1 protein-coding gene is annotated in these 333 nt (G+C 37.8%); it reads left to right on the plus strand.

What is annotated here, in order from left to right; genetic code table 11:
- Positions 1-333, plus strand: a 333-nt coding sequence (locus DC53_RS22300; protein WP_033032704.1) for a hypothetical protein, incomplete at both ends; no start/stop codon positions are given.

Genomic DNA, 333 nt, shown 5'->3' on the forward strand with positions numbered 1-333 from the left:
CACAAATCGAAGCCTGTTAAGAATTTAGATACTGGTGATGTTTTTGAGTCAGTAAGGCAAGCTCAGTTAAAAACTACAGGTAACGTTTCTTACGCAATAAGAAGTGGCGGCACTGCTGGTGGTCATAGGTATTCATACGTTAATGATGGAGAGCAATTATCAGAAAAACTAAGGCTTAAAGGATACATGAAGGGTGATAGTCATATTAATTCAGTGTCAATAAGAAACATAACAACAGGTGAAGAGTTCAGCACAATTAAAGCTGCTGGAGAATCAATTAGCAAAACAGGAACAGCGATAAGTTGGTCTATCAGAAACAACAAAGTGATAGGC

This window comes from Pseudoalteromonas fuliginea (genome assembly GCF_000690055.1).
Lineage (GTDB): Bacteria > Pseudomonadota > Gammaproteobacteria > Enterobacterales > Alteromonadaceae > Pseudoalteromonas > Pseudoalteromonas fuliginea.